This window comes from Micromonospora sp. Mcm103 (genome assembly GCF_024519755.1).
GTDB classification, from domain to species: domain Bacteria; phylum Actinomycetota; class Actinomycetes; order Mycobacteriales; family Micromonosporaceae; genus Micromonospora; species Micromonospora aurantiaca.
Genome location: NZ_JALJRJ010000011.1, coordinates 25,774 through 49,712, shown reverse-complemented (window position 1 = coordinate 49,712; position 23,939 = coordinate 25,774). Strand labels below are relative to the sequence as shown.

The window sequence follows — 23,939 nt, the reverse complement described above, 5'->3', positions numbered from 1 at the left end:
CCGCTCACCGTCCTCTCAGCCGCGGGTCGAGGGCGTCGCGCAGCCCGTCGCCCATGAGGTTGAAGCCGAGCACCGACAGGGCGATGGCCAGACCGGGCCAGACGGCGAGCATCGGCTGCACGACGAAGTAGTTCTGGGCCTCCTGGAGCATCCGGCCCCAGGTGGGGGTCGGTGGCGGGGTGCCGTACCCGAGGTAGGACAGCGCCGCCTCGGCGAGCACCGCGTGCGCGAACGACACCGACGCCTGCACGATGAGCAGGGCCGCGATGTTCGGCAGCACGTACCGGACCATGAGCACCACACCCCGGCGGCCGTAGCTGCGCGCGGCGAGCACGAAGTCGCTCTGCAGCACCTGCATCGCGCCGGCCCGGGTGAGGCGGCCGAACACCGGCACGTTGGCGACGCCGATCGCGATCATGCCGGTGAGCGTAGAGGCGCCGAAGCCGGCGGCCAGGATGATGGCCAGCAGGATGGCCGGGAACGCGAACACGATGTCCAGCGCCCGCATCACCGGCTCGCTGAGCCAGCGGTGCCCGGTGGCGGCGAGCAGACCCAGGGGTACGCCGACAGCGGCGGCGATCGCGACGGCGACCACACCGACGAACAGTGTGGTCCGCGCGCCGACGAGGAGCTGGCTGACGATGTCCCGGCCGAAGTGGTCGGTGCCGAGCCAGTGGTCCCCACCCGGGGACAGCAGCGTCTGCGACGGGTCGACCCGGGTGGGGTCGTACGGCGTCCAGAGGAACGACACGAGCGCGGTGAGGACGACCAGGCCCACCAGGCCGGCGCCGATCACCAGCGTGAGGTTCCAGCGGCGGCGCGGCTTGACGGGGCCGGCCGCGACGACGTCGGCGGTGGCGTCCGGTGGGGCGTCGGCGACTGATGTCATGCCTTGCTCCTCAGCCTGGGGTCGACCGCGTGGTACACCACGTCGACGACGAAGTTGATCAGAAGCACCGCGGCGGTCAGCACCATCACGGTGCCCTGCACCTTCAGCAGGTCGCGGTTGCCGACGTCCTGCAGCAGCATCCGGCCGAGGCCGGGCAGGCCGAAGACGTTCTCGATCACGACGGTGCCGATGAGCAGCGTCGCGAGTTGCAGACCGAGGACGGTGATGACCGGGATGGCCGCGTTGCGCAGCGCGTGCCGGGTCAGCGCCTGCGAGCGGCTGAGCCCCTTGGCCCGCGCGGTCTGGATGAAGTCCTCCTGCATGACCTCGACCACCGCGGACCGGACGTAGCGCATCAGGATCGCGCCCTGGGCCACGCCGAGGACCAGCGCCGGCATCAGCAGGGCCTGCACGGCGCCGCCGACGTCGTCCCAGCCGGTGAACCCGCCGGCGGGCAGCCACTGCAACTTCACCGCGAACACGGTGATGAGCAGGATGCCCAGCCAGAACGACGGCACGGCGATGCCGACCTGGCTCAGCGCGGACAGCGCCGTCCCGATCGCGGTCCGGCTCTTCACGGCGGCGAGGATGCCCAGCGGTACGGCGATGAGCAGCGCCAGCGTCATCCCGGCCAGGATCAGTGGCACCGTCACGCCGAGCTTGTCGGCGATCTCCGAGCCGACCGACACCCCGCTGAGCGGCGAGATGCCGAAGTCACCGCGGATCAGGCCGCCGGCCCAGTCGAGGTACCGCTCGGTGAACGGGCGGTTCGTCCCGAACTGTTCCCGCAGCGCCTCCAGCGCCTCCGGGGTGGCGTTCACACCCAGCATCGCCTGCGCCTGGTCGCCCGGCAGCAGCGAGAGCATCGTGAAGACGAGGATCGACGCGGCGAACAGGGATACCGCGAGGATGGCCAGCCGCCGGACGAAGTAGATCACCATGCGTGTGTGCTCCCACTCCGAGTCATGGCCTGATCATCACCATCTTGGTCACGGTCAGCTCCTCCATGGCGAAGCGCGGTCCCTCCCGGCCGATGCCGGAGTCCTTGACGCCGCCGTACGGCATGTTGTCGGCGCGGAAGCCGGGCACCTCGTTGACGAGCACCCCGCCGACGTCGAGGCGGCGCACGACGTCGAGGGCCACCGCCAGGTCACGGGTGAAGACGGCGGCCTGGAGCCCGTAGCGCGACCTGTTGACCAGCTCGACCGCCGCGTCCATGTCCGGCACCGACCGGACGCAGACCACCGGCCCGAAGATCTCCTCCGCCCAGCACTCGGCGTCCTCGGGGACGTCGACGAGCACAGTCGGTTGCAGCACCCGGCCCTGCGCCGTACCGCCGGCCAGGCAGCGCGCCCCGGCGGCGACCGCGCGGTCCACCCACGAGTGGACCCGCTCGGTGGACGCCTCGTCCACCAGCGCGGACACACGGGTGTCGGCGGACCGGGGGTCACCGGTGGTGACCGTCGCCAGCAGCGGCTGGAGGCGGTCCAGCAGCGCCTCGCGGACCGGCTCCTCGACGATCACCCGCTGCACGCTGATGCACGCCTGACCGGAGGCGTAGAACCCGCCGCGTACCACCGCTTCGGCCGCCCGGTCGAGGTCGGCGTCGCGGCCGACGACGAGCGCCGCGTTGGACCCGAGTTCGAGCAGCACCTTGCGCGGCGCCGCGGCGCGGGCGATCTGGTGACCGACGTGCGCCGACCCGGTGAACGACACGGCCGCGACGCCGGGGTGCGTGGTCAGGAGCTTGCCGACCTCGACGCCGCCGGTGACGAGCTGGACGCCCGCCGCCGGGCAGCCCGCCCGCCGGAACAGGTCGACGAGCACCAGCGTGGCCAGCGGCGTGTTCGGCGCCGGCTTGACGATCACCGGGCAGCCCGCCGCGACCGACGGCGCGACCTTGTGGGCGGCCAGGAGCAGCGGGTAGTTGAACCCGGTGATGCCGACGACGACGCCGACCGGGCGGCGTACCCAGAAACCGAGCATGCCCTCGCCGGCCGGCTGCATGTCCAGCGCCACCGTCTCGCCGGTCAGGTGCCCGACCTCCTCGGCGGCCGTCTCCAGCGTGACAAGCGTGCGGGCGACCTCGACCCGGCAGTCGACGAGCGGCTTGCCGGTCTCCAGGACCAGCAGCTCGGCCAGCGAATCGGCGCGGGCGCGCACCTCGGCGGCGACTGCCGTCAGGATCGCGCGCCGCCGGTGGCCGGGCAGCCCGGCCATCTCCCCGGCGATTCCCTGCGCGGCCTCGACAGCCGCCTCCGCGTCGGCGGTGTCGCCCCACGGCGCCTGGGTGACTGTGCTGCCGTCGTACGGGAAGCGCACCGGCGCGGTCTGCGCGGTGCTGGTCCAGCCCGCGCCGATCGGCAGTCCGGCGGGCAGCGCGGTCAGCAGCTCCTGCGCGGTCACGACGCCGCACCCGTCCGGGCGCCGGTGGCACCGGTGAGGAAGGCCAGCGCCGCCTCGGCGTACACCTTCGTCTTGCGGACGATGTCGTCGACCTCGACGTACTCGTCGGGCTGGTGGGCGATCCACTTCGGGCCGGGGCCGTACACCACGTTCGGGATGCCGCTGTCGCGCCACAGGATGGTGCCGTCGGTCGCGCCGGGCACACCGCCGAAGACGGGCTCGGCACCGGTGACGGCGCGGTGTGCCCCGGCCACGGCGAGCGAGATCGGGTGGTCCTCCGGTGTCACCGCGCACGGCCGGTCGTCGACGACCTCGACGGCGAAGGTGACGCCGTGCCGGGCGCCGATGGCGTCGGCGTCGGAGCGGACCCGCGCGGCGAGGGCGGCGTGGTCGACACCGGGTACGGTCCGGCAGTCCACGCCGAGGACGGCGCGACCGGGGATGACGTTGAGCTGGTCGGCGGAGCCGGCGTCCAGGACCGTGGGGGTCAGGTACGTCGGGCCGAGGTGCACGTGCTCACCCGGGTCGGCCTGCAGTTCCTTCTGGTACCGGCCGAGCGCGGCGACCAGCTCGGCCACCGCGGGGACCGGGTTGCGGCCGTGCTGCGGCATCGCGCCGTGCGCCATCTTGCCGGTGCAGGTGACAAGCAGCCGGACGGCGCCCTTGGCGACCGCGCAGATCTCCTCCGCCTCCGGCTCACAGATGATCGCGGCGTCCACCTCGCGGGCCAGCGCCGTGGTGGTGAAGTGCTTCGCCCCGAGCATCTGGCCCTCCTCGTCCACCAGGGCCGCCACCACGATCCGGCCCGGGAACGGCCCGGCCAGCTCGACGGCCCGGGCCGCGTGGATCATCGCGGCGACGCCGGCCTTCATGTCGGCGGAGCCGCGACCGTACAGCCGCCCGTCGACGATGTCGCCGCCGAACGGGTCGACGGTCCACTCCTCGGGAGCGCCCTCGGTGACGACGTCGGTGTGCCCCTCGAACATCAGCGTCGGGCCGGGCAGGCCGCCGTCCACCACGGCGACGACGTTGGGGCGCCCGGGGACGACCTCGGTGACCTCCGGCCGCCAGCCGAACCCCCGCATGACCTGCGCGACGAGTTCCGCCGCGGGCTGCTCGCTTCGCCCGCGCCCCGCGTCCCAGGTCGAAGGGATGCGGACCAGGTCCTGGGTGAGCGACACGACGGCTTGCTCGTCCACGAGATGGCCGGCGCGGAGGGAGGCGTGGGTGTCCGACGTCATGGCGTCGGAGGTTACGAACTCCGCCCCCGGAGGGGAACGTCCAGTTTCCGGGTCGGCGGGGGTACCAGTCGCGGCCGGACCTGGTCTTCTACCGCCTCGACGACCCGCCGCACCCCCTCGTCGATCCGGTCCAGCGGCATCACCTGGTACCCCAGGCGCAGGTGGTGACGCGGGGCCGGCCGGGCGGCCCAGTACGGCGCGCCCGGGTCCAGCAGCACGCCCTGCCGGCGCAGCTCGCGGGCCAGTTCACCGGCGTCCAGCCCCGGCGGGCCGGTGATCCACCGGGCCAGCCCGCCGCGCGGCACCGGCTGCGGTCCCCAGCGCACGTGCCGCTCGACCGCCCGCACCATCTCCTCGTACAGCCCCAGGTAGTGGGCGCGGACGCGGCGCACGTGACGGGCCAGGTCGCGGCTGGCGATCATCTGCGCGAGGGCGCGTTGCATCGGGCCGGGCGGGTGACGCAGCACGTAGCGGGAGCGGGCCCGCATGGCGTCCACGAGCGCCGGGGACGCCACCACGTACCCGAGCCGCAGGCCGGGCGCCAGCAGTTTGCTGAAGCTGCCGAGGTAGACCACGCGGTCCTCGTCGTCGAGCGCCCGCACCGCCACCGCGGGCATCCCCCGGAACGTCATCTCCGGGTCGTAGTCGTCCTCGATCACCACCGCGTCCGCCGCGCCCGCCCGGCGCAGCAGTTCCTCACGGCGGGACGCCGACATGGTCGCGCCGGTCGGGTACTGGTGGCTCGGCGTGACGTAGACGAGCTGGGCGCCGTGCAGGTCGGCCGGCAGGTCCTCGACGACCAGGCCGTCCTCGTCGACCGCGCCGGGCACCACGTCGGCGCCGGCCATCTGCATGATCGTCCGCGCGTCGGGGTAGCCGGGGTCCTCGACGAGCACCACGCTGCCCGGCCGGACGAGGACGCTCGCCAGCAGGTGCAGCGCGTGCGTCGAACCCAGCGTGATCATCACCTGGTCCGGGTGGGCGGAGATGCCGCGCGCGGGCAGCACGTGCTCGCAGAGCTGACGCACCAGCTCCGGGTCGTCGGCCTGGCCGGCGTCCCCGATGACCCGGGACAGCCCGTCCTGCCGCAGCGCCTCCCGCTGCGCCCGCTCCCACGCACCGATCGGGAACATGGACGGGTCGGGCTGGCCGACCACGAACGGGAACGGCGCCCGTGACCAGGCCGGATCCCGGTGCACCGGCGTGGGCGGCGGTTCCGGCAGCCGCGCCTCCCAGTCGATCGGCTGCATCGGCGAGCGGGCGGTCCGCCGCGCGGCCCGCATCCGCACCACCGCGTCGGAGGAGACGTAGAGACCGCGCCGCGGAACGGTCACGATCAGACCCTGCTCCATGAGCCGGTCGTACGCGGTCAGCACCGTGTTCCGGGAGACGCCGAGCGCCTCGGCCAGGCGGCGGGTGCTCGGCAGCGGGCCGTCGTCGTACTGCCCGGCGAGGATGGCGTCCTCGAGCCCGGTGATGATCTGTTCGTAGAGCGGAACCGTGCTCTGCGGGTTGACCGGCAGCAGGAAATCCGCCACCTCGACCTCCCACTCCCGCGGGGGTCTCGCCTCGTCCCGTCGTCGTACGCCCTGCACACGCCCCATGCGTCCCGCTGGTACTAGCCTAGCCGGAGACCTGGACCTGTTGCGGAGGGCCCGTTCCCGCCACGCTTGGCCGGGCGATGGCAGGTGACGGTCTCCTGCACGCGGACAGGGGTGGACTCATGAGCGCCCAGCGAATCGCGCTGGTGCCCGGCGACGGCATCGGACCGGAGGTCACCGCGCAGGCGGTCAAGGCGTGCGACGCCGCCGCCCGACGGTTCGGGATCGACCTGGTCTGGGAGGACTACGAACTCGGCGCGGACTACTGGCGGATAACAGGCCAGGTCGTGCCGCCGGACGTGGAACAGGAACTGGCAAAGGCGGACGCCATCCTCTTCGGCGCCGTCGGTGACCCGTCGGTGCCGCCCGGCGTGCTCGAACGCGGCCTGGTCATCCACCTGCGGACCGCGTTCGACCAGTACGTGAACCTGCGGCCGGTCAAGCTGCTACCGGGTGTGCCCACGCCCATCGGCGGCCTGCGCCCCGAGCAGTGCGACCTGGTGATCCTGCGGGAGAACACCGAGGGCGCGTACGTCGGCGCGGGCGGCTTCATCCACCGCGGCGGGCCGGACGAGATCGCCACCCAGGAGTCGGTGAACACCCGCAAGGGCGTCGAGCGCCTCATCCGGCACGGTTTCCGGCTGGCCCTGGGCCGCCGCAAGCACGTGACGCTGGTGCACAAGGCGAACATCCTCACCTACGCCGGCGACCTGTGGCAGCGGACCTTCGAGGAGGTCTCGGCGGAGTACCCGGACATCGCTGTGGACTACGTGCACGTCGACGCGATGTGCCTCTACCTGGTGACGCAGCCGGAGCGGTTCGACGTCGTGGTCACCGACAACCTGTTCGGCGACATCATCACCGACCTGGGCGCCGCGGTGCAGGGCGGTCTCGGCCTGGCCGCGAGCGGCAACCTCAACCCGACCGGGTCGGCGCCGAGCATGTTCGAGCCGGTGCACGGCTCCGCGCCGGACATCGCCGGCCGCGGCTGGGCCAACCCCGCCGGGTCGATCCTCAGCGCCGCGCTGATGCTGGAGCACCTGGGTCACCCGGAGGCGGCCCGCAGCCTGGAGGACGGCGTGAAGGCGGTGCTGCCGCGCCTGGGCGCCATGCGCGGGCCGGAGATGGGCATGTCGACCGAGGACTTCGGCGACGCGGTCGCCGCCGTCATCGGCGAGGGCGCGCACCAGGCGGACGCCCTGCCGGCGTGACACGGATGTGAGCACCGAACCGGATCCGGACGGCGGCGGGGGCGCTCCCCCGCCGCCGCCGTGTTGCGCGCCGAGACGCCCGCCCGCCGCCGGCACCGGCGCCGCGGCGGGCGCGAGTGCCGTCCGCTCACCACACGGGGGTACGGACGACCTGATCGCACTGCCCGGCGGCACCTTCCTCATGGGCACCGACGACCCGGAGGGCTTCCCGGAGGACCTGGAGGGACCGGTCCGGCCGGTGACCGTGGGCCCGTTCGCGATCGGCGCGACACCGGTGACGAACCGGCAGTTCGCCCGCTTCGCCGACGCCACCGGCTACCGCACTGATGCGGAGCGGTACGGCTGGTCGTTCGTCTTCCACCTGCTGCTGGCGCCGTCCGCGCGCCCGTACGTGCTGGACGCGTCCGTGCCGCAGGCGCCGTGGTGGCTGGCCGTCGAGGGGGCGTACTGGGCCGCCCCGGACGGGCCCGGGTCGGACGTACGGGGACGCGAGCGGCACCCGGTCGTCCACGTCTCGCACCGGGACGCCGAGGCGTACTGCCTGTGGTCCGGCACCCGGCTGGCGACCGAGGCGGAGTGGGAGTACGCGGCGCGCGGCGGCCTGTCGCAGGCCCGCTACGCCTGGGGCGACGAGCTGACCCCGGACGGGCGGCACATGTGCAACATCTGGCAGGGCGTCTTCCCGACTGTCAACACCGCGGAAGACGGGTTCGCGGGCACCTCTCCGGTGACCGCGTTTCCGCCGAACGGCTACGGCCTGTACGACGTCGCGGGCAACGTTTGGGAACTCACGGCCGAACCCTGGCGCGACCACCGCGGCCGCATCTCACCAGGTGAGAGCGTCATCAGGGGTGGTTCGTACCTGTGCCACGACTCCTACTGCAACCGATACCGCGTGGCAGCACGGAGTCGGACCACCGTCGACTCGTCGACCGGCAACACCGGGTTCCGGGTGGCCCGGTAGCCGGACGCTGATTGGTACCTGCCGACCCCGCTGAACTGGCCCTTTTGCATCGGGTACCACGCTCATAGTGTCCCGCCTCACAGGCTACGAGCGCCCTTGGCGTTCTTCGCGATGGGACACACGAATGAATCGGCTGAAGATAACGCTGCCCGCCGTGCTGCTCGCCACGGCGCTGGCTCTGACCGCGTGCAGTAGCGACGGCGACTCCGAGACCACCACCGGCGGTGGTTCCGGCAACGGTACGGTCACCCTCGGCGCCTACCTCGAGCCGGTGAGCCTCGACCTGACCGCCGAGGCCGGCGCCGCGATCCCGCAGGTCCTGCTCTACAACGTGTACGAGGGCCTGGTGCGCCAGAACGCCGGTACCGGCGAGGTGGAGCCGCTGCTGGCCAGCGAGTGGAAGGTGTCCGACGACGGCACCAAGTACTCGTTCAAGCTGCGCGACGGCGTGACCTTCCACGACGGCCAGAAGCTCACCGCGCAGGACGTGGTGTGGAGCTTCAAGCGGGTCACCGCCGAGGGCTCGACGAACCCGTTCAAGTCGCAGATGACAGTCGTGAAGACCGTCGAGGCGCCCGATGCCTCCACCGTGGATGTGACGCTGTCCCGGCCCAGCCAGAGCTGGCTGTTCGACGTCGCCGGCCGGGTCGGTGTGGTGCTCAAGGAGAACGCCACCGACCTGGGCACGAAGCCGAACGGCACCGGCCCGTTCAAGTTCGACAAGTGGAACCGCGGCGACAGCATCACGCTGGTGCGCAACGACGGCTACTGGGGTGAGAAGGCCAAGGTCGGCACCGCCGTCTTCCGGTACATCACCGACGCCAACGCGCTGAACAACGCGATGCTCTCCGGCCAGCTCGACATCGTGGCGAACATCCAGGCGCCGCAGCTGCTCGAGGTGTTCAAGGGCAACAAGCAGTTCGAGGTGGTCGAGGGCAAGACGACCGGTGAGGTCGTCCTGGCGATGAACAACGCCAAGGGCCCGCTGGCCGACGCCCGGGTGCGCCAGGCCATCCGCCACGCGATCGACCACGACGCGCTCATCAAGACCGTCTGGTCCGGGTACGGCACGAAGATCGGCAGCATGGTGCCGCCGAGCGACCCGTGGTACGAGGACCGCACCGGCGACTTCCCGCACGACCCCGCCAAGGCCAAGCAGCTGCTCGCCGAGGCCGGACACGCAGGCGGGCTCACCCTGACCATGGACGTCCCGCCGCCCGGCTACGCCCGCGCCTCCGCGCAGTTCGTCGCCTCGCAGCTCGCCGAGGTCGGCATCAAGGTGACCCAGAACAACGTCGAGATGCCGCAGTGGCTCGACAAGGTGCTCGGCAAGGCCAACTACGACCTGTCGATCATCGCCCACGTCGAGCCGCGTGACCTGGTCCGCTACGGCCAGCCGGAGTACTACTACCGCTACAAGAACCCGGCCGTCACGCAGCTCATGAACGAGGCCGACACGGCTCTGGACGCGGCGACCCGGGACAAGAAGTTCGCCGAGGCCGCGAAGGTCATCTCGCAGGAGGCCGCCAGCGACTGGCTGTTCCTGCTGCCGAACCTCGCGGTGATCCGCGACGGCGTCGAGGGCTACCCGAAGGACGCGGTGACCCAGTCCTTCGACGTCACCAAGGTCTCCAAGAAGTAACCGCACCACGCACACAGAAGGACCTGGTGGGCTCCCGCCCACCAGGTCCTTCTGTCATCCCCCGCTCCCCGCTCCCCGCTCCCCCCTCCCCGCGATCTTGCACTTGCGGCCCCTGGTGCGGGGGATTTGACCCCGTTCGCCGGGGCACCAAGTGCAAGATCGACGGGCTAGGAGGGCCGGGGACGCCCGAGGAGCCGTGATCGGTGCGCAGTGGACTGACGCAGTCGAGGTGCTGCCCGCGTGTAGCCGTGCGCGTCCGGGACCGCGGGGCGTCGACACAACGCACTGCCGAGCGAGGGCTAAGCCGCGGTGGACGTGTTCCGCCCGGGCCGACGACCACGTCCAGCCCTACGGTGCGGCCTCTACGTTGGGCGCCAGCGCGATGCACCGGGCTGCCGAGGGACGGCGCGATCCCGCTCGCGCTCCACACGCCAGGAGCTGACGTGCTGCGAAGTGGGTCGGTGTAGAACGCCCCGCTCCGCCGATCTTGGAGTTGTGGCGCCTGGGATGCCCCGTATGCGAGCTGTGCGAGGTGCCACAACTCCAAGATCGACGGTCACATCAGCGCGGACCGGCGGGCTGGGAACGACGTGAGGCGGGTCCCGTCCGGGGGGACGGAACCCGCCTCGATCGTCACGCGCCTACGGTGCCGGCGCGAGGTGAGACAGCGTGTGTGTCAGCTGAGCGGGGCGGAGGGCGTCCGGCGGCGTCCCCGCAGGTGCATCCCCAGCAGGCCGACGCCGAGGATGGCGGCGGCCAGCAGGCCCGTGGTCACGCCCGTCGAGAGCGTGGGACCACCGGTGTTACCGGAGGCGAGAACCATGCCGTTCTGCGACTCCTGACCGGCGTCGTTCGTGGTGTTGCCCGCCGGAGCGGCCTTGGGCTTGGGCTTTTCCTTGCCCTTGCCGTTGTCGGCACCGGCCGGCGCGGGGACCGGGGTCTGCGCCAGCGCCTGCGTCGCCGCGGCGAAGGTCTCCGGCGTCACGTCCGGGGCGTTGCCCTGGGTACGCCACTGCTTGAGCTGCTTCATGCCCTTGCAGGCCGAGGGGTAGCGGTCGCAGTAGCTGGTGGTGTTGCCGATGCTCTCGGACGAGAGGACCGCCTTGGCGATGGCACGGGCGAGCGTGCTGGCACCGGCGTTGAAGATGGCGTTGAGCTGGCGGCTGTCGGCCGGGTCGTTGATCTGGAGCGCCTCGCCCTTGCCGGTGGACACCGCGAACACGGTGTCGCCGTCGCCGAGCGTGTGGATCGGGCTGATCGCGCGGGCCATGCCGTCGTGCGCGTTGCCGGACATGCGCTGCGCGGCGGCCTTCTCCAGCGGGGCGTTGGTGGCGACCACGGCGATCGTGGTGTTTGCCGGCTGCTCGGCGGCGGCGGCCGGCGGGGTCGGCGGGTTGCACTCCTTCTTCTTGGGAGCCTTGTACCCGGCGAACTCGTCGCCGATGCCGTACTTGACGCCGTACAGGGTGCAGTCGGCCGGGTCGACCGGGGAGCCGGCCGGGTTGACGATCACCATCGCGCCGACGTAGATGCCGTCGCCGAGGTGGACGCTCGCGGTGCCGACGCCGCCGCGCATGCCGCCGCCACGGGCACCGGTGCCACCGCCGACGCCGCCCTGGCGAACGGGACCGTCCGAGGTGGCCTGTGCCGCGAGGTAGCCCCACTCGGCGGAGGTGCGGGCCTTCGGGTCGCCGCCGCGGCCGAGGTCGAAGATGTCAGCGGCCGGCACGATCGGGGCCACACCGCCGGCGCCGACGCGTACGCCCTCGCCGCGGTCCTCCAGCCAGCGGATGATGCCGTTGGTGGCCGACAGGCCGTACATGCTGCTGCCGCCGAGCTGGATCGCGTTGACGCCCGGGTTGGAGTTGAGCGGGCTGAGCAGGTCGGTCTCCTTGGTGGCGGGGGCGCCACCACGCTGGTCCACACTCGCCACGGACATCTGCGGCATGTAGACGACCGAGGTGCCGGTCAGGTACGGAGCGGTGTCGGACTGGACCTGGCCGACCTGGATGCCGGGGACGTCGGTGATGGCGTTGTGGGCGCCCGGGGCACCGGCGGCGGGGTTGGCCGACGCGGGCGACCCGACGAGCACGAGTCCCGGACAGACCAGGGCTGCCGCGGCGAACGCGGCGAATCTGGACGACTTCATGCAGCTTCTCCCATGTGAAGCGGTGCGACCTCCGCCCCGATCCGGGGCGGTCGATGCATTGGGCAACTGGTGGTCCCCCGTGGTACACGACGAGATGTGACGGAGGCTACTGGTCAGACCAGTTGAAGGGAAGAGCCTGCTCAGCTGATGGCCGACTCGGATAATCCGAGGTCAGGCCACATCAGGCGGATTCAGAGCAATACGTCCACCATCGAGCGCCGCGCCTCCGGCACGTACTCGGCGTAGTAGTGGTGCAACTCCTGGCGGGTCAGCCGGGCCACCTCGTCGGCTTCGCCCGCGCGCATCGCGTCGAGAACCCGGCGGTGGTGGGCCAGCGTGCGCTCCATCAGCGCTTCCCGATCCGGGGCCTGCGCGAGCTTGGTGGAGATCAGGTCCAGGACCATGCTCCGTACCGCGTCGAGGCAGAGCACGAGCAACTCGTTGCCCGACAACCGGGCGACGTGCTCGTGGAAGCGGACGTCCGCCGCGCTGAACGCCTCGTAGCCGTCGGCCACCGCGTCCCGCATGCCCGTCAGCGCCTGCTCCAGCTCGTCCAACTCGGACGGTGACGCCAGCCGGGCGGCGACCGATCCGGCCGCCGATTCGATGATCATCCGGAACTGGAGCAGCTCCGCCACGCCGAGCCGCCGGCTGTCCACGACCCGGGCGAACAGCTTGCGCATCGCCGAGGCGGTCGAGGCGATCACCTGCGGCCCGAGCGGGTCACCGGGGCGGGAACGGATCAGGCCGCTGCTCTCCAGCACGCGCAGCGCCTCGCGCACAGTGGACCTGCTGACGTCGAACTGCGTGGTCAGCTCGCGCTCGCTCGGCAGCCGGTCCCCCGGCCGCAGATCCCCGGCGGCGATCCGCTCCTCGACCTGCCGGACGATCCCCTCGTACGCCCTCACGGTTCGCACTGGAGCGAACGAGACACCCTTCGGCATGGCGAACCTCCCGACGCACGGCGGCCTCGCGCCGCTGCGGACAACGGTACGGTGCATCGACCCGTCCGGTGGTCAGCCCCCGCCCGCCACGACGAGTGCGCAGGCCGGGCGGCGGGTCACCGGAGGAGGCGGCGGGCGCACGGGCCGTCGTGGTCGGCCCGCAGCAGGCAGCGCCGGCCGTCGCCCATCCGCAGATCGCAGAAGACCCGATGGCGTACGCCCTGCTCGTCCTCGGCCGAGACGGTGGTCTCGCCCGGGTCGGCCTGGGCGAGCACGCCCGACCAGCGGGCGACGACCCGGGCCAGGCGTACGGCGCCGGCCAGGTCACCGGCGACGACCGGCAGGTGGATGACGAACCGCTCGCGGGGACTCATCGACGGTACGCTCCCGCGTTCATCCGCTTCTGCGCCTGCTCGGACTGCCAGCGCCGCAGCGCGTCCCGGACCCGCGCGGTCTCCTCCCGGCTGACGCCGAGCGCCCGGTAGACGTCGGCCAGGTCGAGCGCCACCCGGTCGAGGAACTCGTGCACCTCGGCCGGGTCGAGCCCGTGCCGGCCCAGCCGGGTCGTCCGGAACCGCCGTTCCCGCACCTGCCAGGGGCGCAACGGCGTGTAGTTGGCCGCCCGGTAGCAGCCCGGCTGGGTGGTGCCGCGACCGGCTCGCGCGCGCCGACCGGGCCACCGGATGTTCCACCGCACGAACGCCTGCCTCTCGTGGTCGAAGGGACTGGAAGGGCGGGACCACCCGCCCGCCGCGCGCGGGCGGACCCGCCCACCCCGCCACCGCAGCGTCACTTCGCGGTACGGCACCGGGGCAGACCGATCGGTCCGTCTCCCGCATACGCGACACGGACCGTGAGAAGGAAACTACATTGAATGACATGTGGCCACAAGGCCCTACGGCCAGAAGTTCAGATACCCACGAGGGCACAAGGCTGAAGACATGGCCATCGATCCGCGCTCGCACACGCCGGTCTATGTGCAGCTTGCCGACCTGCTGCGCGAACGGATCGAGTCAGGAGAGATGCCGGCCGGATCGACCCTCGCCAGCGAGGCACGCCTCTCGCAGGAATACGGCATCGGCCGCGACGCCGTTCGCATGGCGATCTCGCTGCTGCGATCGGAGGGCCTGGTCAGCACGAGGCGCGGCCACGGCACCGTCGTCCGTGAGACGCCGCAACGCAGGCAGGTCGAACTCGCACCCGGCGGATCGGTCGTCGCGCGGATGCCTACCGGCGCCGAGCGCCGGAACATGCTGCTGGACGAGGGCGTGCCGGTGCTCGAGATCCACGGCCCGGAGGGCGACGTGGAGTTACTGCCGGGCGACGAGGTGGAGCTGACCCGCCCGGCACACGACTGAGCCGGGCGGCGCGCGTCAGGCGGTGGGCGTACCCATCGCCACGTCGTCGACCTTGATGTTGATCTCGTCGACCCGCAGGCCGTACGCCTCGACGGCGGACGCGACAGCGATCCGCACCTCGTCGGTCACCTGCGGAACCGGGTGGCCCGCCTCGATCACGAGGACCAGGTTGATCACGGCCGCGCCGTCGGTGACGTGGGCAGTGCAGCCCCGCCGGGCGTCGCCGACCTGGTCGAGCCCGACCCGGTCGAGCACCGCGTTGAAGAACCGGGCCACGTCACCGCCCAGCTCGGCCACGCCGGGCACCCCCCGGGCGGCAGCCACCGCGATCTTCTCCACCACCTCGTCGGAGACGTGCGTGGTGCCGGCCGCCACCGCGTCCGGCGTCACCTGAAGTTCCTGGGTCGCCTCGTCAGCCATGCTCTCCCACCCGTCGCACCGCCCCGCGCCGACGGCGTGGGGCGGTGCGAGCGTACTAGGCGGAGGCGGTCCGCAGTGGACGGCCGCCCGGTTCAGCGTGCCCCGGCCGGCGCCGGCTCGCCGATCCCGTCCAGCCCGCCGGAGGTGCCCGGCACCGGGTGCGGCCCGGCGCCGCCCGCTGCCTGCTCGCGACGCCGGAGCCAGCGGTCGACACCGAGGTTGAGCAGCAGGCCGACCGCCGCCCAGACCGCCACGACGGCCAGGTTCCGTCCGACGCCGACCCCGCCGAAGTAGACGAGTGACCGGGCCGTGTCCACCGCTGCGGGCAGCGGCAGGACGCCCTGGAGCGTCCGGAAGAACTCCGGCACCATGTAGACCGACAGGCCGCCGCCGGACGCGGGCACGCCGGCCATCATCAGGACCACCATCATCGGGATGATCGCGGCGAGGCCGAAGGTACGGGTGAACACGGCGGTCACCAGTGACACGGCGAAGATGGTGACCGCGCCGAAGCCGATCATCTCCAGGGCGTGCCCGTTGACCGCGCCGATGATCACGTCGAACAGCAGCCACAGCCAGGCGGACATGCCGATCGCCCAGCCACCGAGGATCGGCAGGAACTGCCGCAGCCGCCGGATGTGCGGCGCCCCGCCCCGGAGCACCGCGAGCATCAGGAAGCCGGACATGATCCAGGACATGCCGACGTACAGGCTGTTGCTGCCCATCGTGTCGGTCTCGCTCAGCGGCGACACGTCGGTGACCGCCAGCGGCATCTGCTGCCCGGCCGCGACCTGCTGGAACATGGTCTGGACCATGGTGTGCTGGCTGGACCCGGCGGCCGAGGACGAGTACAGCGTGGCCTCGCCACCGGGCGTGGACGGCAGCACGTACGCGGCGACCAGGTCACGCGCGAGGATGCGCTCGCGGGCCTCGTCCACCGACGCGGCCACGGAGATGTCGACGACGCCGTTCAGGCCCGCCCGCAGCCCGGCGGCGGCCCGCTCGGCCTGCTCCGGGACGGCGGCGACCACCGCGACCGGGATGTCGTGGGGCTCCGGCTTGTGCATGGAGAAGCTCATCAGGCCCACCACGACGACAAGGATGCTCAGCGGGAACGCCGCGACCGTCGCGTACCGGAATCGCTTGGACCGCGGCGGCCCGCCGGCCAGCGCGGGCAGCGGCGTGTCCGGGCCGTCGACCTGCGGCGCCTGCGGGATGGGTGCCCCACCGCGCTCCTTGAGCAGGCAGAGCGCCACGGCGGCGACGATCCACGCGGCGAGCGTCAGCAGGTGGACGCCGATGCCCCGGCCGCCGAAGTAGAGCGCCGACCGCAGCGCCTCGCCGGCCGCCGGCAGGGGCAGTACGCCGTGCAGGAACTGGAAGAACCCGGGCATCGTGTGGACCGGCAGCGCCAGGTTCGACGCGGGCATGCCGAACACGACGAAGAGCAGCATCCCGAGCAGGACCGCCAGCGGCCCCATCAGCTTGGTGAACAGAAGCTGGGCGAGACCGACGGCGGCGGTGGCGAGCATGCCGACGCCGAGGAACGTGAGGTAGTGGCCGTCCACCGCGCCGACGACCGGGCCGAGGATCAGCCAGACGATCGTGCTGGTCAGCGCGGACCAGCCGGCGACCAGCGGGACGAACCGCCGCAGGCGCAGCAGGTGGGGGGTGGCCATCAGGAGCAGGCTCAGCGGCACGTACCCGGCGAGCATCATGCCCATCGCGGCGAACAGCACGGCGATGCCGGCCCGGTCCTCGTCGGGCAGCGCCGCGACCTCCTCGACCGTTGACGTCCACTGCTGCTGCACCGCGACCGGGGCGAGAAGCTGCTGGGCGGTGGCGGCGCCGGAGGCCCCGGCCGCCGAGGCCGTGAAGATCGTCGCCTGGTCCGACCCGGCGGCCGGGAGTTGCAGCGCGCCGCTGATCTCCCGGTCCCGCAGCAGCTCGACCGCGGCGTCCCGGGACGTCACCAGCCGGGCCTCGACCGGCTCGCCGGGGGCGGCGTTGAGCGCGTCGACGACGCCCTGCGCCTGGGCGCCGCTGCCGACCACCGCCACCGGCATCTGCCGGGGGTGTGGGGAGTGCATCGTCGCCACGTAGGTCGCGAACATCATCGTGACCATGAGGAACGGCATGACGAAGAGGGCGACCGAGCGGATGATCCGTTCCTTGCGGTCGGCGGCGTTCGGCTCGGCGGTCGCCGGGTCGGTGGTGGACGGCACAGGCATGCTCCGGACTGGGTTCGCGGCCGCGTCGGGCCAGAATGTAAGTCAACTGACTTACGTAGTGTAGGTGACGCCGGCGCCGGACCACGAAACGACTAGGTTTGGCCTGCGCCACAGTCGCGCGGTCCACGAGGAGGGGTGCGGTCATGGCACGGTCGGAGGCAGCCCGCGTCGCGCTGCTCGACGCGGCCGAACGCCTGTTCGCCGAGGAGGGGATCGCCCAGGTCTCCGACCGCCGGGTGGCCGAGGTGGCCGGCAACACCAACCACTCGGCGGTGCGCTACTACTTCGGCGGCCGGGAGGGCCTGCTCCGGGCACTGGTCGCCCGGCACATGGACGCCCTCGCCGAACCCCGCCGGGCGATGCCCGAGCAGCCCGACTCGGTCCTCGGCGACGTGCGCAGTCTCGTACAGCCGTCCATGGCGGTGCTCGCGAGCCTGCCCCGGCCGAGCTGGCGGGCCCGCTTCCTCGCCCAGGCCCTGCACGACCCGACGCTGCGGGTGCTGATGCGCGAGGCGTTCGAGTCGGCCTTCGTCGACCTGCCGGCCCGCGCGTCGCTGGCGTCGCGCCTGGCGCACCTCGACCGGGGAGTGGTGGCCGGCCGGTCGGCGCTGATCGCCCGCATCGTCATGACCGCCACCGCCGAGGTCGAGGCCCGGGCCGAGCAGGAGGGGCAGGACCCGCGCTGGCTGGACGTCGGCGACTTCCTCGCCGACGCCATCGCCGGCATGCTGGCGGCTCCGGTCAGCCGGCCCGGAGCCGCCAACCCGCTCACCGACGCGGAACTCTGAGCCCGGAGGCGGGCCGGCCGAACCCGGCGGCCGCGCCTTCAGGAACCGAGCTGGGCCAGCAGCTCGTCGGCCGCCGCGTACGGGTCGATGGCGCCCTCGGCCACCTTGGCCGCGAGCGTCGGCAGCTGCGTACCGTCGCGCAGTGAGCCGATCCGGGCGCGCAGCACGCCCAGCGCGATCGCCTCGATCTCGGCGGCGGCCCGTGCCTCCCGGCGGCGGCGCAGCTCGCCGTGGCGCTCCAGCCAGTCGCGGTGCTTGTCGATCGCGGCGGCGATGTCGTCGATGCCCTCGGCACGGGCGGCGATCGAGCGGACCACCTGCGGTCGCCACTCCCCCGGCCCGCGCTCGCCCAGCGCGATCATGCCCTGGATGTCGCGGACGGTGGCGTCCGCGCCGTCCCGGTCGGCCTTGTTGACCACGAAGACGTCGGCGATCTCCAGGATGCCGGCCTTCACGGCCTGGATCGCGTCGCCCATGCCCGGCGCGAGCAGCACCAGCGTGGTGTCGGCCAGCGAGGCCACCTCCACCTCGGCCTGCCCGACGCCGACGGTCTCGACCAGCACCACGTCGCAGCCCGCGCCCTCCAGCACGCGCACCGCCTGCGGCGTGGCAGCGGAGAGCCCGCCCAGGTGGCCCCGGCTGGACATCGAGCGGATGTAGACGCCCGGGTCGGTCGCGTGGTCCTGCATCCGGACCCGGTCGCCGAGGATCGCGCCGCCGGTGAACGGGCTGGACGGGTCGATCGCCAGCACGCCCACCCGGTGCCCGCGCGCCCGCAGCGCCCGTACCAGCTCGTTCGTGGTGGTCGACTTGCCCACGCCGGGCGAGCCGGTCAGGCCGACCACCTGGGCCTGCCCGGCGTACGGCGCGAGCGCCGCCGCCACCTGCGGCAGCACCTCGTCGCCGGACTCGACCAGGGTGATCAGGCGGGCCACCGCGCGGGGGTCACCCGCGCGGGCCCGTTCCACCAGCATGGGTACGTCCCGGCTGCGGCGCACCGGGCCGGTGGCCGCCGCCGGGGCGTTCTGTGCATCGTTCACAGGTATCAGCAATCAGCTCTCGGCGCCGTTCGGCACGTGGATGATCAGCGCGTCGCCCTGCCCGCCACCGCCGCAGAGCGCCGCCGCGCCGGTGCCGCCGCCGCGCCGCTTCAGCTCCATCGCGAGCGTGAGTACGAGGCGGGCGCCGGACATGCCGATCGGGTGGCCGAGCGCGATCGCGCCGCCGTTGACGTTGACCTTGTCGGGGCTGATGCCGAGGTCACGGGTGGACTGGATGCCCACCGCAGCGAACGCCTCGTTGATCTCGATGAGGTCGAGGTCCTCGATGCTCAGGCCGCCCTTCTTCAGGGCGTGGTTGATCGCGTTGGACGGCTGCGAGTGCAGGGAGTTGTCCGGGCCGGCCACGTTGCCGTGGGCGCCGATCTCGGCCAGCCAGGTCAGGCCCAGCTCCTTGGCCTTGGCCTTGCTCATCACGACCACGGCGGCCGCGCCGTCGGAGATCGGCGAGGAGCTGCCGGCGGTGATGGTGCCGTCCTTGGTGAAGGCGGGACGCAGCTTGCCGAGCGACTCGGCGGTGGTGTCCGGACGGATGCCCTCGTCCTCGCTGATCACCAGCGGGTCGCCCTTGCGCTGCGGGATGACCACCGGGGTGATCTCGTCGCCGAAGTGGCCGTTCTTCTGCGCGGCGGCGGCACGCTGGTGGCTGGCCGCGGAGAACGCGTCCTGCTCCTCGCGGGTGATGCCGTGCTTCGCGCCGTGGCGCTCGGTGGACTCGCCCATCGAGCAGCAGTCCCAGGCGTCGGTGAGGCCGTCGAGGGCCATGTGGTCCTTGACCGTCACGTCGCCGTACTTGTAGCCGGAGCGCTGACCGAGCAGCAGGTGCGGGGCGTTCGTCATCGACTCCATGCCACCGGCCACCACGACGTCGAACTCACCGGCCCGGATGAGCTGGTCGGCGAGCGCGATCGCGTCCAGCCCGGAGAGGCAGACCTTGTTGATGGTCAGCGCCGGGGTGGACATCGGGATGCCGGCCTCGACGGCCGCCTGCCGGGCCGGGATCTGCCCGGCGCCGGCCTGGAGCACCTGGCCCATGATCACGTACTGGACCTGCTCGGGCGCGACGCCGGCGCGCTCCAGGGCCGCCTTGATCGCGATGCCACCGAGCCTGGTCGCGGGGAGGTCCTTGAGGTTGCCCAGCAGGCGCCCCATGGGGGTCCGCGCGCCGCTGACGATCACCGAAGCCATTGCCTGCCTCCGAGGGGGTGCCGACCTGTACGCCTTAACGATTGTTCGGTCAGACTAGCGTCATGGCTGAGAACTCCCCCGTCGAGCCCGCTGCCGAGTTTGTCACAGACATCGGCCTGCGCCGCATCGACCACGTCGGGATCGCCGTGGCCGACCTGGACGCCGCGATCGACTTCTACCAGCGCACGTTCGGGATGCGCTGCGTGCACACCGAGACCAACGACGAGCAGGGCGTACGCGAGGCGATGCTCGCGGTCGGGCCGGACGCCTCCGGCGGCATGGTGCAGCTGCTCGCGCCGCTGTCCCCGGACACCACGATCGGCAAGTTCCTGGACAGGCGCGGTCCCGGCATCCAGCAGGTGGCGTACACGGTGGCGGACATCGACGTGGCCTGCGCGGCGCTGCGTGAGCGCGGCGTCCGGCTGCTCTACGACGCACCCCGGCGCGGCACGTCGGACTCCCGGGTCAACTTCGTGCACCCCAAGGACGCCGGTGGCGTGCTGATCGAGCTGGTCCAGCCGGCCTGACGCGCGCGGAGGGGGCCGGTCGCGGCCCCCTCCCGGCATGCGGGAAGGCGCGCGGCAGGGAGGGGGCCGGTCGCGGCCCCCTCCCGGCATGCGGGAAGGCGCGCGGCAGTGCGCACTTGCACGTTCCCACGGACACCTCCACGCATCGGTGGATGCAGTTTTTCACAGAGGGGTTCCCGCTTTAGCTACCGTTCAGTAACGTCCGCCCGAACAGCAGCGGCGACCGGTTGCCGAATGTGTCGATTGCCGACATGGCGGTCCCGTCGCACCGGCGCCGACGATGGCAGCACCCCTGCCCGCGTCGTGCGGGTGCGGACAAACGGGAGGTCACCGTGCAGGACATCCTCGAAGCGATCATGGCGGCGGAGGGTTCGTCGCAGCCGGAGCGGGAGCTCGCCGGCCTCGCCGGCCTGCCCGTGCCGGAGAGCTACCGGGGCGTGGTGGTGCGTGCCGAGGACACCCGCATGTTCGAGGGCATGGCCACCCGCGACAAGGACCCGCGCAAGGCGCTGCACGTGCAGGAGGTGCCCACCCCCGAACTGGGCCCGGGTGAGGCGCTCGTCGCGGTGATGGCCAGCGCGATCAACTACAACACGGTGTGGACGAGCATCTTCGAGCCGCTGCCCACCTTCAAGTTCCTCCAGCGCTACGGCCGGCTCTCCGAGCTGACCCGCCGCCACGACCTGCCGTACCACGTGGTCGGCTCGGACGCCGCGGGCGTGGTGCTGCGCACCGGGCCGGGCGTGACCAAGTGGAAGGCCGGCGACGAGGTGGTCGCGCACTGCCTCTCGGTCGAGCTGGAGGACTCCGCCGGCCACGACGACACGATGCTCGACCCGCAGCAGCGGATCTGGGGCTTCGAGACCAACTTCGGCGGCCTGGCCGAGATGGCGATCGTCAAGGCCAACCAGCTGATGCCGAAGCCGCGCCACCTGAGCTGGGAGGAGGCGGCCAGCCCGGGGCTGGTCAACTCCACCGCGTACCGGCAGCTCGTCTCGCACCACGGCGCGAACATGAAGCAGGGCGACGTCGTGCTGATCTGGGGCGCCTCCGGCGGCCTCGGCGGCTACGCCACCCAGATGGCGCTCAACGGCGGCGCGATCCCGGTCTGCGTGGTCTCCTCGCCGGAGAAGGCCGAGCTGTGCCGCAAGATGGGCGCCGAGCTGGTCATCGACCGCACCGCCGAGGGGTTCAAGTTCTGGTCCGACGAGCACACCCAGGACCAGGACGAGTGGCGGCGCTTCGGTGAGCGCATCCGCGAGCTGACCGGCGGCGAGGACCCGGACATCGTCTTCGAGCACCCGGGCCGGGAGACGTTCGGCGCCAGCGTCTACGTCGCCAAGAAGGGCGGCACGATCGTCACCTGCGCCTCCACCAGCGGCTTCAACCACCAGTACGACAACCGCTACCTGTGGATGCACCTCAAGCGCATCGTCGGTAGCCACTTCGCCAACTACCACGAGGCGTGGCAGGCCAACCGGCTGGTCGCGCTGGGCAAGGTGCACCCGACCGTGTCGAAGACGTACGCGCTGGAGCAGACCGGCCAGGCCGCGTACGAGGTGCACCGCAACGCGCACCAGGGCAAGGTCGGCGTGCGGTGCCTCGCCCCCGCCGACGGGCTCGGCGTCCGGGACATCGAGATGCGTTCGCGCCACGAAAGCGCCATCAACCGGTTCCGCGGTCACTGACCGTACGGTCGCACCGGATTGCCTTTCCGGCCGAGCCGGGCACCATTCGACCGGCGTACGCACAAAGGGCCGCGGGTACCGACCCGCGGCCCTTTTCGCGCCGCCTTCCCCGCAGAAGCCCGACCCGCCCCACCCGCCCGGGAGCTGCCAAGATCGCCAATTGGTCCGGTCTCACCGGCCGACCGAGTTGACCATGTAAACAGGACGCGAAAGGTGCCCACCGCTCTTGCGAACCACCCTGGGGCGTCTGCCAGTATGTCCCAATGCCCCAGCAGCAGTCCTCCCCTCTTGCGTTCTTCGATAACGCGAACTCACAGCCCGATTTCACCGTTGGCCTGCGTGGTTACAACACCAACCAGGTCGACGACTTCATCGGCCGCCTCAGCGCCGCCCTGAGCCAGTCCGAGCAGGCCCGCGCCGAGGCCGAGCAGCGGATGAACGACGCCCAGCGCCGGCTGCGGCAGGCCGAGCAGCGCCAGAGCGCGCTGGAGCAGAAGCTCACCGAGACCAACAAGCAGCTCGAGGAGAACAGCCGGCCGACGCTCTCCGGCCTGGGCACTCGCGTCGAGCAGATCCTGCGGCTGGCCGAGGAGCAGGCGAACGACCACCGCAACGAGGCCAAGCGCGAGTCGGAGGGCATCCTCTCCGCCGCCCGCCTCGAGGCGCGTGAGATCACCGACAAGGCCCGCGCCGAGGCCGCCGCCATGAAGGCCACCGCCGAGCGCGAGGCCGGCAGCGTCCGTACCGCCGCCGAGCGCGAGGCCGCCGAGGTCCGCGTGCAGGCCCGCCGCGAGGCCGACACGCTGCGCGCCGACGCCGACCGGGAGACCAAGCAGCTGCGTACGGTCACCGCCCACGAGGTGGCCGAGCTGAAGTCCACGGTCGAGCGCGAGGTCGCCACGCTGCGCGCCACCGCCGAGCGGGAGATCACCCAGCAGCGCGCCAAGGCCGCCCGGGAGGCCGAGGAGAAGCGGGCCGAGGCGACCAAGCTGCTCACCGACGCGCGCGACAAGCGCGACAAGGACCTGCAGGCCCTGGAGCTGCAGCTCGCCGAGCGGCGGGAGAAGGCCGAGCGCGAGGAGTCGGAGCGGCACGCCGCCCAGGTCGCGCAGACCCAGAAGCTGGTGAACGAGGCCGAGCAGCGCGCCCGCGCCGCGCAGGAGCGGGCCAAGGAGATCGAGCAGCGGGCCGAGGCCCGGCGGGTCGAGTCCGAGCGCACCGCCAACGAGACCGTCGACAAGGCCAAGGCGCTGGCCGACAAGACGCTCAACGAGGCGCGCGCCGAGGCGCAGCGGGTGCTCAACGAGGCCCGCACCGAGGCCGAGCTGACCACGCAGGCGGCCCGCCGCGAGGTCGAGGACCTGACCCGTCAGAAGGACGCGGTCACCTCGCAGCTCGGGCAGATGCTGTCCGGCCTGGCCGGCATCGTGCCGGGCGTGCCGGCCGGCGGCAAGACCGAGGCGCCGAAGGGCGACGCCGCCGCGCAGAAGGTGACGGCCGAGTCGGCCGGCTGACCGTTACACCCGCTGTCGGGGGCATGAGCCACGGCGCGGGGTGACGCCGGGTGACCGGTGTCGCCCCGCGCCGTCATGCTTGTGCGGCCCGTTTCGCCAGGAGGGTGAAGTAGCTCCCAG

At 72.2% G+C, this 23,939-nt stretch carries 21 protein-coding genes; 8 read left to right on the top strand and 13 right to left on the bottom strand.

What is annotated here, in order from left to right:
- Positions 1-4 precede the first annotated feature (4 nt).
- Genes OC439_RS15605 through OC439_RS15585 form a run of 5 tightly spaced genes read right to left on the bottom strand, consistent with a single transcriptional unit; the run spans position 5 to position 6,074 of the window.
- Positions 5-889, bottom strand: a complete 885-nt coding sequence (locus OC439_RS15605) for an ABC transporter permease (protein WP_013288207.1) — start codon at positions 887-889, stop codon at positions 5-7.
- Positions 886-1,830 carry an ABC transporter permease gene (locus OC439_RS15600; RefSeq protein WP_194800627.1) on the bottom strand — a complete coding sequence of 315 codons (945 nt, stop codon included), beginning with the start codon at positions 1,828-1,830 and terminating at the stop codon, positions 886-888. The genes OC439_RS15605 and OC439_RS15600 overlap by 4 nt, the downstream gene beginning before the upstream one ends.
- Before the next feature lie 22 nt (positions 1,831-1,852).
- Positions 1,853-3,295, bottom strand: a complete 1,443-nt coding sequence (locus tag OC439_RS15595; RefSeq protein ID WP_262014041.1) for an aldehyde dehydrogenase family protein — start codon at positions 3,293-3,295, stop codon at positions 1,853-1,855.
- Positions 3,292-4,536 carry a M20 family metallopeptidase gene (locus OC439_RS15590; RefSeq protein ID WP_262014040.1) on the bottom strand — a complete coding sequence of 415 codons (1,245 nt, stop codon included), beginning with the start codon at positions 4,534-4,536 and terminating at the stop codon, positions 3,292-3,294. The genes OC439_RS15595 and OC439_RS15590 overlap by 4 nt, the downstream gene beginning before the upstream one ends.
- An 11-nt stretch (positions 4,537-4,547) precedes the next feature.
- Positions 4,548-6,074: a PLP-dependent aminotransferase family protein gene (locus OC439_RS15585; RefSeq protein ID WP_262014039.1), complete on the bottom strand. Its 1,527-nt coding sequence runs from the start codon at positions 6,072-6,074 to the stop codon at positions 4,548-4,550.
- A 185-nt stretch (positions 6,075-6,259) separates the two neighbouring features.
- Here OC439_RS15585 and OC439_RS15580 point away from each other — a divergent pair, with 185 nt between their 5' ends.
- The 3 genes from OC439_RS15580 to OC439_RS15570 all read left to right on the top strand — a co-directional run bounded on the left by OC439_RS15580 (position 6,260) and on the right by OC439_RS15570 (position 9,954).
- Complete coding sequence (locus OC439_RS15580; RefSeq protein ID WP_262014038.1) at positions 6,260-7,348, top strand: 3-isopropylmalate dehydrogenase; 1,089 nt, start codon at positions 6,260-6,262, stop codon at positions 7,346-7,348.
- 7 nt (positions 7,349-7,355) lie between these two features.
- Positions 7,356-8,312 (top strand): formylglycine-generating enzyme family protein, encoded by a 957-nt coding sequence (locus tag OC439_RS15575; protein WP_262014037.1) that lies wholly within the window; start codon positions 7,356-7,358, stop codon positions 8,310-8,312.
- Between the two features lie 124 nt (positions 8,313-8,436).
- Positions 8,437-9,954, top strand: coding sequence for an ABC transporter substrate-binding protein (locus OC439_RS15570; protein ID WP_262014036.1), 1,518 nt, complete (start codon positions 8,437-8,439; stop codon positions 9,952-9,954).
- 676 nt (positions 9,955-10,630) lie between these two features.
- On the opposite strand, the gene OC439_RS15565 is transcribed toward OC439_RS15570, so the two are convergent.
- From OC439_RS15565 to OC439_RS15550, 4 genes are all read right to left on the bottom strand, one after another.
- Positions 10,631-12,103 carry a P1 family peptidase gene (locus OC439_RS15565; protein ID WP_262014035.1) on the bottom strand — a complete coding sequence of 491 codons (1,473 nt, stop codon included), beginning with the start codon at positions 12,101-12,103 and terminating at the stop codon, positions 10,631-10,633.
- A 191-nt stretch (positions 12,104-12,294) separates the two neighbouring features.
- Entirely contained in the window at positions 12,295-13,011 is a 717-nt protein-coding gene (locus OC439_RS15560; RefSeq protein ID WP_262014034.1) for a FadR/GntR family transcriptional regulator, read from the bottom strand.
- A 152-nt stretch (positions 13,012-13,163) separates the two neighbouring features.
- Complete coding sequence (locus OC439_RS15555) at positions 13,164-13,421, bottom strand: hypothetical protein (RefSeq protein ID WP_030503872.1); 258 nt, start codon at positions 13,419-13,421, stop codon at positions 13,164-13,166.
- On the bottom strand, positions 13,418-13,744 hold the full coding sequence (locus tag OC439_RS15550; RefSeq protein WP_262014033.1) for a DivIVA domain-containing protein: 327 nt from the start codon (positions 13,742-13,744) through the stop codon (positions 13,418-13,420). The genes OC439_RS15555 and OC439_RS15550 overlap by 4 nt, the downstream gene beginning before the upstream one ends.
- A 244-nt stretch (positions 13,745-13,988) precedes the next feature.
- Here OC439_RS15550 and OC439_RS15545 point away from each other — a divergent pair, with 244 nt between their 5' ends.
- Entirely contained in the window at positions 13,989-14,405 is a 417-nt protein-coding gene (locus OC439_RS15545) for a winged helix-turn-helix domain-containing protein (RefSeq protein ID WP_262014032.1), read from the top strand.
- Between the two features lie 15 nt (positions 14,406-14,420).
- On the opposite strand, the gene OC439_RS15540 is transcribed toward OC439_RS15545, so the two are convergent.
- Together OC439_RS15540 and OC439_RS15535 are read right to left on the bottom strand one after the other, a co-directional pair.
- Complete coding sequence (locus OC439_RS15540) at positions 14,421-14,825, bottom strand: Asp23/Gls24 family envelope stress response protein (RefSeq protein WP_262014031.1); 405 nt, start codon at positions 14,823-14,825, stop codon at positions 14,421-14,423.
- Positions 14,826-14,917: 92 nt separating this feature from the next.
- On the bottom strand, positions 14,918-17,056 hold the full coding sequence (locus tag OC439_RS15535) for an ABC transporter permease (protein ID WP_262014030.1): 2,139 nt from the start codon (positions 17,054-17,056) through the stop codon (positions 14,918-14,920).
- A gap of 143 nt (positions 17,057-17,199) precedes the next feature.
- On the opposite strand from OC439_RS15535, the gene OC439_RS15530 reads away from it, so the two are divergent.
- Positions 17,200-17,844: a TetR/AcrR family transcriptional regulator gene (locus OC439_RS15530; protein ID WP_262014029.1), complete on the top strand. Its 645-nt coding sequence runs from the start codon at positions 17,200-17,202 to the stop codon at positions 17,842-17,844.
- Between the two features lie 38 nt (positions 17,845-17,882).
- Here the strand turns inward: OC439_RS15530 and meaB are convergent, their stop codons facing one another.
- Both meaB and OC439_RS15520 read right to left on the bottom strand, forming a co-directional pair.
- Positions 17,883-18,884, bottom strand: coding sequence for a methylmalonyl Co-A mutase-associated GTPase MeaB (meaB, locus tag OC439_RS15525; protein WP_387188182.1), 1,002 nt, complete (start codon positions 18,882-18,884; stop codon positions 17,883-17,885).
- A 12-nt stretch (positions 18,885-18,896) separates the two neighbouring features.
- Positions 18,897-20,090 (bottom strand): acetyl-CoA C-acetyltransferase, encoded by a 1,194-nt coding sequence (locus tag OC439_RS15520; RefSeq protein WP_120573447.1) that lies wholly within the window; start codon positions 20,088-20,090, stop codon positions 18,897-18,899.
- 62 nt (positions 20,091-20,152) lie between these two features.
- Between OC439_RS15520 and mce the strand changes: the two genes are divergently transcribed.
- From mce to OC439_RS15505, 3 genes are all read left to right on the top strand, one after another.
- Positions 20,153-20,617: a methylmalonyl-CoA epimerase gene (mce, locus tag OC439_RS15515; protein WP_262014028.1), complete on the top strand. Its 465-nt coding sequence runs from the start codon at positions 20,153-20,155 to the stop codon at positions 20,615-20,617.
- Positions 20,618-20,949: 332 nt separating this feature from the next.
- Entirely contained in the window at positions 20,950-22,305 is a 1,356-nt protein-coding gene (gene ccrA, locus OC439_RS15510) for a crotonyl-CoA carboxylase/reductase (RefSeq protein ID WP_262014027.1), read from the top strand.
- A gap of 263 nt (positions 22,306-22,568) precedes the next feature.
- Positions 22,569-23,819, top strand: a complete 1,251-nt coding sequence (locus OC439_RS15505; protein ID WP_194800613.1) for a DivIVA domain-containing protein — start codon at positions 22,569-22,571, stop codon at positions 23,817-23,819.
- The last annotated feature ends 120 nt before the right edge of the window (positions 23,820-23,939 follow it).

Coding starts and splice junctions, on each gene's coding strand:
- OC439_RS15590 (WP_262014040.1), bottom strand. CDS start 4,536: ATGACGTCGGACACCCACGCCTCCCTCCGCGCCGGCCATCTCGTGGAC.
- OC439_RS15545 (WP_262014032.1), top strand. CDS start 13,989: ATGGCCATCGATCCGCGCTCGCACACGCCGGTCTATGTGCAGCTTGCC.
- OC439_RS15555 (WP_030503872.1), bottom strand. CDS start 13,421: ATGAGTCCCCGCGAGCGGTTCGTCATCCACCTGCCGGTCGTCGCCGGT.
- OC439_RS15535 (WP_262014030.1), bottom strand. CDS start 17,056: ATGCCTGTGCCGTCCACCACCGACCCGGCGACCGCCGAGCCGAACGCC.
- OC439_RS15600 (WP_194800627.1), bottom strand. CDS start 1,830: ATGGTGATCTACTTCGTCCGGCGGCTGGCCATCCTCGCGGTATCCCTG.
- OC439_RS15570 (WP_262014036.1), top strand. CDS start 8,437: ATGAATCGGCTGAAGATAACGCTGCCCGCCGTGCTGCTCGCCACGGCG.
- OC439_RS15565 (WP_262014035.1), bottom strand. CDS start 12,103: ATGAAGTCGTCCAGATTCGCCGCGTTCGCCGCGGCAGCCCTGGTCTGT.
- OC439_RS15520 (WP_120573447.1), bottom strand. CDS start 20,090: ATGGCTTCGGTGATCGTCAGCGGCGCGCGGACCCCCATGGGGCGCCTG.
- OC439_RS15540 (WP_262014031.1), bottom strand. CDS start 14,825: ATGGCTGACGAGGCGACCCAGGAACTTCAGGTGACGCCGGACGCGGTG.
- OC439_RS15605 (WP_013288207.1), bottom strand. CDS start 889: ATGACATCAGTCGCCGACGCCCCACCGGACGCCACCGCCGACGTCGTC.
- OC439_RS15580 (WP_262014038.1), top strand. CDS start 6,260: ATGAGCGCCCAGCGAATCGCGCTGGTGCCCGGCGACGGCATCGGACCG.
- mce (WP_262014028.1), top strand. CDS start 20,153: ATGGCTGAGAACTCCCCCGTCGAGCCCGCTGCCGAGTTTGTCACAGAC.
- OC439_RS15505 (WP_194800613.1), top strand. CDS start 22,569: ATGCCCCAGCAGCAGTCCTCCCCTCTTGCGTTCTTCGATAACGCGAAC.
- OC439_RS15530 (WP_262014029.1), top strand. CDS start 17,200: ATGGCACGGTCGGAGGCAGCCCGCGTCGCGCTGCTCGACGCGGCCGAA.